This is a genomic window from Xanthovirga aplysinae (assembly GCF_009711365.1).
In the GTDB taxonomy this organism is placed as follows: domain Bacteria; phylum Bacteroidota; class Bacteroidia; order Cytophagales; family Cyclobacteriaceae; genus Xanthovirga; species Xanthovirga aplysinae.
On record NZ_SMMB01000990.1, the window covers coordinates 1 to 6,293 of the forward strand.

Here is a 6,293-nt window from a genome sequence, read left to right on the forward strand (position 1 = left end):
TAAGGAATTATTTCTTAAAAACTAAATTGTTTAACTATGTTTAAAAACTTATTATTATTAGTTATTGTTTTTTGCTATGGACTAACCTTTGCTCAAGAAACAAATAAAAAGCCCGTTCCTTTTTCTAATTCACCAATTGCACCTATTGATTTAACGTCAAAGGACCTGCCTAAGACAACTTGTGGTACGGTGGAAGCCTCCCAAGCACTTATAGCCATGTATCCACAAATGGGATCAGAAGAAGATTTTGAAAAGCTTTTGAAAAGAGCCATTGAAGAACGAAAGGCAAAAACAGCTCTTTTTAGTATGGAAGAGACAGTTCTTACCCTTCCGGTGGTGGTTCACGTGGTGCATGATGATGAACTTTTAGGAGAAGGGGCCAATATTAGTTATGAACAAATCCTTTCTCAAATTGAGGTACTTAATGAGGATTTTAGAAAAATGACTGGAACACCCGGTTTTAATGATAACCCTGTAGGAGCAGATATTCGTATTGAATTTGAATTAGCAGTAGTGGATCCAAAGGGGATTGTTTTGGAGGAAAAGGGCGTGGATCGGGTAAATTTAAAAGATCTAGGGTATAGTGGACAGCCATCCAGAGACCAAGTGGATCCTCTTATTAAAACTGTGACCTATTGGGATCCTTTTAATTATTTAAATATTTGGGTAGTAGACATTGCCCCAAGCGGGGGATCACAAACCTTAGGGTATGCACAATTTCCTACCATTTCTGGCCTGCCAGGATTAGACAATCTTGGACTCCCTACTGGGATGGAAACCGACGGTGTTGTACTTATACCTTCTGTTTTTGGGAGTAATGATAAAGGAAATTTTGATTTATGGCCCGGAAAAGATAAAGGAAGAACTGCTACTCATGAGGTTGGTCATTATTTGGGACTTAGACATATCTGGGGTGATGGAGATTGCGATGCTGACGATTATTGTGAAGATACTCCCTTACAAGATGGCTATACGGCTAATTGTGAACAAACATTTTCCTGTGGTTCTCAAGATATGATTGAGAATTATATGGACTATACTGACGATGTTTGTATGAATATCTTTACACAAGACCAAAAAGATAGAATTTGGGCTGTCATGGAAAATAGCCCCAGAAGAAAAGAGCTGTTAAATTCCTATGCTTTAACTCCGGAACCAGAATTTGTCGCCAATAAAACCACAGTTTGGCAAGGGGAATCTGTTTATTTTTCCGATTTGTCATCGGGAACAGTAAATGCTTGGAGCTGGGAGTTTGAGGGAGGGGAACCAGCTGCTTCTTCCGAACAAAATCCTGAAGTGGTTTATTCTGACCCTGGGGTATACAAAGTGTCTTTGTCGGTAGGGAATGCCGCAGGTCAGTTTTCGGAAAAAAGAACCAAATTTTCTTATATCAAAGTAAAGGAAACTCAAGCCAGACCGGAAGCTGATTTTTACACCGTAAAAACCAAGGTTCTTACGGGTGAAGAGGTACAATTCGAAGATTTTTCTAAAAATGATCCGATTAGCTGGTATTGGGAATTTGAAGGGGGGAACCCTGCATTTTCAACAGAACAAAACCCAAAAGTTAGGTTTAATGAAGTGGGTGAATATTCGGTTAGTTTGAAGGTGGCCAATTTCCTTGGAGAGTCAGAGGTATTTTCCAAGGAAAACCTTATTAAGGTAAGCAAGGGTGCAGAAATAGTGGTAAATCCGAAAGAGTTCCAGGAAACGCTCAAATTAGAAGAAACTATTACTGGTAAAGTAACTATTGAGAATTCTGGAGAAAAGGTTTTAAATTATACATTGTCTTCTTACCGCAAAGACCTGCAGGGAGTGGCCGGTTCCAACAACGTTTATAATGGTGGAAAAGGGGAATATGTATGGTATGATAGTCGATCTCCTTTGTTCTCCAGCCGGTTGATTAAAGGAGTGGCTCATGAATGGTTAGAAATATCAGAAATAGGAACTGAGCATTTCACGGAGAACGATGATGAATTTACTATTGAATTGCCCTTTGATTTCCCATTTTTTGGAGAAAATAATCGGACCGTTTATGTGGGCAATACAGGATATATATCTCTGACAGGTGATAGAATGTCTGATTATTCTCCTGATCCCATTCCTACTTTCTATAATCCTAATGGTTTTATTGCTCCACTTTGGACAGATATTGAACCCAAAAAGATGGGACGTATTTATCATCTCATACAGGATAATGCACTTATCGTTCAATACTCCAATTTTAGCTATTATGATATGCCTGAAACGGATTTTACTTTTCAGGTAATCCTATATGCAAGTGGGGAAATCCTTTTCCAATATAAGGATATGGAGCTGAATGGGTTGTCTCCGAGTCAAGAATTAGTAACCATTGGAGTGGAAAACAAGGAAGGAACCAGTGGGACGCAAATTAGTCGTCAATTGGGTTATCCTGAAAAAAATTTGGCCGTCCTTCTTTACCCCCACCAGTATTTTGATCAGGAGGAAGGCCAACTGGAACCAGGGGAATCAACCGTAGTGAATTATACGCCAGACCTTAGTGATTTATCTCCTGGGGATTATGAATTTGCTATTAATGTTCAAAGTAATGATTATGTGAATAGTGATCTTGAAATTCCATTTAAAATTCACCTTAATGGGGAAGCCGACTTAACTGTAAATCAAAAACCTTCCTTTGGAGAAGTTTTCCTAGGGGGAGCACAGACTGATGTGCTTAACCTGGAAAATTCCGGTACCGAAGTTTTGGAAATTGATTTAGTTATAGAGGGAAATGGCTTTTCCCTTAAAGAAGAAGAGGGAAGTTTTAGATTGGCCGTGGGAGAAAGTAGAGATGTGGAGATAAGTTTTGGGCCTACTGAATTAGGAGAAAATTCAGGGATTTTAACCATTGATAGCAATGATCCTGATCAGCCTCAAAAACAGATTAACCTTACTGGAATGGGCTTGCCAGCGCCTTCGGTAAATATTCCCGTGGCATCCATTAAACAACTTACTCCCCATGGGCAGGTGAATAATAGTAAAATTGTAATTGATAATTCAGGGGGACAAAGCGATTTAGAATTTAGTTTAGGGTTGAACCATTTAATTTATCCCATAGGAGGAAAAGCACAGCGTCAACAGCATATTTTGGTGATCCAGGAAAGTAAGGAATATTATCAATATGATTTTTGGATAGGTGAATGGATAGAAGAACAATTTGGTTTTGCAACAACCACTATTAGTTCTGAAGAATTAAGTAGTACCGTATTGGAAGATTTTGATCTGATTATTACTTCTGAACAACAGGAGCAGGAGTATTACTCAAACTTAAATAGAGCTGCGGGTAGGTTTGAAAGTTATCTTGAAACTGGAAAAACAATTTTATTTTTAAACTATAATAGAGAAAATGAGAGCTTGACTCTACCAGGTGGTGTAGAGTATAAAAATGAAATTTTTGATGTTTATTGGGATATAGATGTCGATTTACCGGATCATCCGGTCATGGCAGGAGTAGATATGGATTTATACCGCTTTGAAGATAATTTGGTAAATCTTCCCAAAGGTACCCAAATTATAGCTAGTGGAATGGCTACTGAGGAAGGGGTTAGGGCAATTAACCTAGCAGAATATAACTATAATGGAGGAAGAGTTTTGGCTACCGCTATGCAACCCATTATGTATTATTATTTATATGTGAACTATAAAGACCCTTTATTTTCTAATCTGGTTAATTACGCTCTAAAGGCAACTCCTATTAACTTTGAGGAAACTTCGGGGATTGTACCCCCTGGTGAAGCAAGGACTATTAAGGTGAACTTTGATGCCAAAGATATGGCAGGAGGAGAATTCTCCACAGATTTATTGGTTTATACAAATGACCCTTTAAATGAAGAAGTTCTAGTGCCTGTTTCCTGGGAGGTGACTGGGGCAGAGCCCAATTTTTTTGCAGAGCAATTAGAACTGGATTATGGTGATATTTTTCTTGGAGATTCTATTGGACAAATCTTAACCTTACATAACAAAGGGGCAAATATACTGGGAATTTCTGATCTCAGCTCCAGCTCCCATAGTTTCTCAGCTGGAGAAACTTCCTTTCAAATCGCCCCAAATGCCAGTTTTGAGCTCCCTATTTCATTTCAACCTACTGAAATTAGTGATTTTAACGAAATCATTTCCTTTAAAACCAATGATAAGGAAGCAGAGGAGGTTATTATTTCTGTAACTGGGTCCGCTTCCGAGGGGCCTTACCTAGGGTTTATCGCCCAGGAAACCGTTGCTCTTGAAATTGGAGAGAACGGTAATGCTTTTGTGGTGTTTGATAATTTTGATGGAAAATACCAATTAGAGGTAGCTTATGATTCCACCTTGTATGGTTTCATAAGACCTGAGGAAAGCATAGAGCAGCAATTTGATCAAAAAGGAGGTTTCAATGCAATAAATGGTCAAGAGACTCCTGGTCACAGACTTGTTGATGAAGGTTTTCCACATCTTCTAAGATCTATGGTTTCGGCCAATGGCGATATATATATTTTAGATGATGGAAAAGTGCTTCGATATGATGAAGAATACCGGAAGGAAACGGTAGTTTTCGAAGTGGGAGAGGATAGTAGAAGAATGGGTTGGGATGGAGAAAATTTTTGGATAGGTACCGAAGACGGTGAATTATACCAATATAGTGTGGAGGGTGATGAGTTAGCGGGGCCGCTTGATACCCCGGTTAATGGGTATGTGACCCCAGTATGGGATGGAGAAAGATTAATTGTTTTTGAACCAGATAGGGGTACTAATTTTTATGCCCTTGATAAGGAAGGTAATGTTCTCGCAGAATTGAAAACTGGAGATTTTGATTTTACAGTTTCGTCTATGTCATATGACCATGAGCAGAATTTAGGAATACTGTCCAATGGCACTGAGCTTGGGAAATTGCATTTTTTTACACTTGAAGGGGATAAAATAAAGATCACTGAGGAATTAATTGTGCCTTTGCCGTATCAATTTCGAGATTTCCGTATTTATGGGTTACTACTTAAAGGAGATAAAATCTGGTACAGCTTTTTTCGAGTTCCTTATTTATTTGAGTTTGATAACACCGTACTGGAATTTTATGATTGGCTAGATACCAGGCTTTCCGGCCGCTTTAACAGAGACATTATTCAAATGGGGGATTCTTCCAAACTTTCCTTTGAATTTAATGCTTTGGATGGAATGGAAATAGGAACACATATTTGCCGTCTGTATATGCGAACTAATGATCCGAGGTACAAAAACTCCTACTTGGATATAGCTTTAGAAGTTTTGAATTCTGCTCCTCAGGTATTAGGTAAAATTCCCGATCAAACTTTGATTTTAGATCAGGACACCTATAGCATAGATTTGGATCAGTTATTTACTGATGTAAATGTAGAGGATACTAGTCTTGATTATGACATTAAGGTATCTAGCGAAAATGTTATTGAATCAGACCTTTTTAGCGGAAATCTTACTATTAATCCATTAAATGGTGGTGAAGTAACTGTGTTTGTAACTGGGCGAGATTCTGGAGGTGAAAGTGAAAGTCTAGAGTTTAATGTTACTGTTATTGATCCTGATAACAGCATTCCTGAAGTTATAGGCTCTTTGGATCATGTAATTTTAGAATTAAATGATGAGTTTAACCTGAACCTGGTGGACCTATTTGCAGATGCTGACGGAGATTTACTTATTTATGAAGTAAATGCTGGGCAAACAACTGCTGCAGATGTAAGTTTAAAGGGGTCTGTTTTGGAAATAATCCCCTTAGAAGTGACAAGTGGGATCCCAATAATGTTGACTGCGGATGATAGAAGAGGAGGAACTGCTGAAATTAATTTCACCCTTGAGATTGGCGTTATAATGGGATTAGGTGATGAGGTTTTGACAACAGAAACTAAAATGTACCCCAACCCTACAGATGGATTTCTTATCATCAAATTAGCTGAAAGTATGGGTGGTGATGTAAACTTGAGTTTTAATAATATAATGGGAAAACAAGTTTATGCCCATGAGGCCATTAGAGTTAATAAAAGAGACTTAACAGTAGATGTTTCGGCTCTACCGGCTGGTGTTTATTTTGTGGAAATAACAGCTGGGAAAGCTAAAACGGTCAAACGATTAATTAAAAGATAGGAATAGTACACTTTGTTTTTATCATTAAACCCCATGACAAGACTCTGTTCAGAGTCTTGTCATGGGGTTTGAAATTTTTTATCAGGTAGTGAGTAAGGAACTGAAATAATTCTCTAAAACACCAATTCTCATTACGTTTTGTACAATACTTCTATAATCTTGCCTCATTTAATTTTACATTTTTGTCAGTT

The 6,293-nt window shown here is 38.0% G+C and carries 1 protein-coding gene; it reads left to right on the forward strand.

All coding sequences use genetic code 11. The features are described from left to right. Positions 1–36: 36 nt before the first annotated feature. Positions 37–6,102 carry an Ig-like domain-containing protein gene (locus tag E1171_RS09760; RefSeq protein WP_155205817.1) on the forward strand — a complete coding sequence of 2,022 codons (6,066 nt, stop codon included), beginning with the start codon at positions 37–39 and terminating at the stop codon, positions 6,100–6,102. The last annotated feature ends 191 nt before the right edge of the window (positions 6,103–6,293 follow it).

What these genes read in the sequence shown, in the direction of transcription:
- E1171_RS09760 (WP_155205817.1), top strand. Translation starts at nt 37, where the DNA reads ATGTTTAAAAACTTATTATTATTAGTTATTGTTTTTTGCTATGGACTA.